The sequence below is a fragment of the Synechococcus sp. R8-2 genome (genome assembly GCF_047461715.1).
Lineage (GTDB): Bacteria > Cyanobacteriota > Cyanobacteriia > Thermostichales > Thermostichaceae > Thermostichus.
On the sequence record NZ_JANSHQ010000159.1, the window covers coordinates 1 to 2675 of the forward strand.

A 2675-nucleotide genomic window follows, 5' to 3' on the forward strand; every position below is an offset into this window, starting at 1 on the left:
AATGCTACGGGCAGGTTTTTTCTGAGAGGATTTCAGCAATGGCCGCAGCCACCCGCTCTTGTTGACAGGTGGTCAACTCAGGAAAACACGGCAAAGACAACACCTGAGCCGCACATAGCTCGGCATTGGGCAGATCCCCCCGCCGGTAGCCCAGCCCTCGGTACACCGGCTGCAGCGGCAACGGCAGAGGATAGTAAACCCGACTGCCAATGCCCCGCTCCTTCAGACCCTGCTGCAAATAGTCCCGCCGCCGCGAATCCAACGGCTCAGAACCCACCACCCGCACCGTGTACTGATGCCACACCGAGTTCCCCCCCACCCCCACCTGGGGCAACATCAAGCCCGGGATCCCTTGCAGCAAGCGGTGGTAACACTCCGCAATCCCCTGCCGCCGCCAGTTCCACTCCCGCAGATAAGGCAACTTCACCGAGAGAATCACCGCCTGCAGCGCATCCAAACGACTGTTGAGACCCAGATACTCGTGGTGGTACGGACGGGTCTGCCCATGCTCCCGCAGCGCCCGCACCCGCCTGGCCAGTTGGGGATCCCGCGTCACCACCGCCCCCCCATCCCCAGCCGCACCCAGATTCTTGCTGGGAAAAAAGCTGAAGCAGCCCACCTCCCCCCAAGTGCCCACCGGCCTGCCCCCCCAGCAGGCCCCCACCGCCTGGGCACAATCTTCCACCACCGCCAAGCCGTGCCGCCGGGCAATAGCCAGAATCTGGGTCATGTTGGCCGCCTGCCCAAACAAATGCACCACCACCACCGCCTTGGTGCGGCAGGAGATGCTCTTTTCCAGCAGCTGCGGATCCAGGTTAAAGGTGCACGGATCCACATCCACAAACACCGGACGCGCCCCCACCCGGCTGATGGCGGCAGCCGAGGCAAAAAAACTAAAGGCACTGGTGAGCACCTCATCCCCCGCCTGGATGCCCAAAGCCTGCAAAGCCAACACCAGGGCATCGGTACCGGAATTGCAGCCGACGGCCTCCAAAGAGCCACCCCCCAAAAACTGGGCAAACTGCTCCTCAAAGCGCTGCACCGCCGCCCCGCCGATGTACTGGCCAGAGGCCAGCAGAGCCTCCACCTGCGGCTGCAACACCGCGGCCAAAGCCCGGTACTGCCCCGTCAAATCCAACAGCGGAATCGGCTCCTCCGTCATGGTGCTGCCTTTGGAGAAGGTGGCGGCCACAGCCCATCATCGCGGATGAGAGCCTGTGTACACAACGCTCTGGCCCAGAAGGGTTCTGGGGTTTGTCTTCCGCGGGTCGAGCTGGCCCTGAATCTATCCACCCAATCTGAGATAGAGTAGGCGGGGATCCCCTAGGCTGGATACAGCTTTCTACAGGATGCTTTATGCAGGCGGTTTCTCCAGCAGCTAAAGCCCCTTTGGCACCTCGGATTCTGGCTTTGGTGCCGGGGGGGATTGGTGACCAGATTTTGTTTTTCCCCGCCCTGGCCAGTTTGCGGCAGCGCTTTCCTGAGGCGGAGCTGGAGGTGGTTGTGGAGCCGCGGGCAGCAGGGGCTTATGAGGTTTGCCCTTCGGTGAGTCGGGTGCTGACTTTTCCGTTCAAAGAACAGCTGTCGTTGGGGGATCTCAGCGACCTGCTGGGGCGGATTCGCGAGCGGCAGTATGACGGGGTGCTGAGCCTGGGCCGAAGCTTGGGGGTCAAGCTGTTGTTGTGGCTGACCGGCATTCCCAAGCGGGTGGGCTATGCGCCGCCGGGGCCGGGGCGACCTTGGCTGACCGACCCGGTGCCCCTGAAGCCAGCCCAGTATGCTGCCCAGATGTACCACGACCTGGTGCAGGGGTTTGGCATTGCTGCGCCGGCGGGGTTGCCCCAGATTCGTCTGAAAAAAGCAGACCTGGAGTGGGCAGAGCAGGAACGCAAGCGCCTTTTGGGGAATGCCGCTCAAGATTATGTGCTGTTGCATCCGGGGGCCAGCCAGCTGTCGCAGGAGAAGGGAATTCAGAAGATCTATCCCTCTGCCAACTGGGTCAAGGTCATCAAGGGTTTTCGGGAGCAGCGGCCGGAGCTGCCGTTGGTGCTGGTGGTGGGGCCAGAGGATGAGCAGCTGGCGGAGGGCTTTCTGGCGCAACTGCCGGAGCTGCCGGTGAGCCGTCCTGTCCGGCTGGGGCAGCTGGCGGCCTTGATTGGTGGGGCAACGCTGCTGTTGTGCGCCGATAGCGCTCCCATGCATTTGGCGGTGGCGGTGCAGACGCCGCTGGTGGCGTTGTTTGGGCCCACCGACCCGCTGCGGCTGCTGCCTTCAGAGGGGCCGTTTCGGGCGGTCAAGGGGGCCGATGGGAAGGTGGAGTCGATTGCCCCCGAGCAAATTCTGCAGGTGATCTTTCCGGCCTAGAGCCAAGGTTTTCGTGGCAGCAACCCAGTCCAGTTTCTCTGCAGGCGGACCGAGAAGCCTTCTAGCCTGGGAGATGTGTCCCTGTCTGCTTTTAGCCGGCGGGAGAGCTTGCTTTGTCACCTTGGCTCTCCTAGGCTTGCTGGCGAGCGACCGTAAGGCAGTCAGCATTGCTGTTGACCGGGGGAACTTCTGCCCTCTTGGGGGAAAGGGGCTGGGGAAGTAGGGGATTCTCATGCGGACGAAGGGACTTGAACCCTTACGCCTTGCGGCACTAGATCCTAAGTCTAGCGCGTCTGCCGTTCCGCCACGTC

Annotated in this window: 2 protein-coding genes; one reads left to right on the forward strand and one right to left on the reverse strand. The window is 62.6% G+C overall.

Annotated elements, in window-relative coordinates; translation table 11 throughout:
• Positions 1–4: 4 nt before the first annotated feature.
• On the reverse strand, positions 5–1162 hold the full coding sequence (locus NW819_RS04460; RefSeq protein WP_414413014.1) for a DegT/DnrJ/EryC1/StrS family aminotransferase: 1158 nt from the start codon (positions 1160–1162) through the stop codon (positions 5–7).
• 194 nt (positions 1163–1356) lie between these two features.
• On the opposite strand from NW819_RS04460, the gene NW819_RS04465 reads away from it, so the two are divergent.
• Complete coding sequence (locus tag NW819_RS04465) at positions 1357–2364, forward strand: glycosyltransferase family 9 protein (protein WP_414413013.1); 1008 nt, start codon at positions 1357–1359, stop codon at positions 2362–2364.
• Positions 2365–2675 lie beyond the last annotated feature (311 nt).

Bases quoted from the DNA above. Each gene is read 5' to 3' on its own strand.
- NW819_RS04465 (WP_414413013.1), top strand. From the start codon at position 1,357: ATGCAGGCGGTTTCTCCAGCAGCTAAAGCCCCTTTGGCACCTCGGATT.
- NW819_RS04460 (WP_414413014.1), bottom strand. From the start codon at position 1,162: ATGACGGAGGAGCCGATTCCGCTGTTGGATTTGACGGGGCAGTACCGG.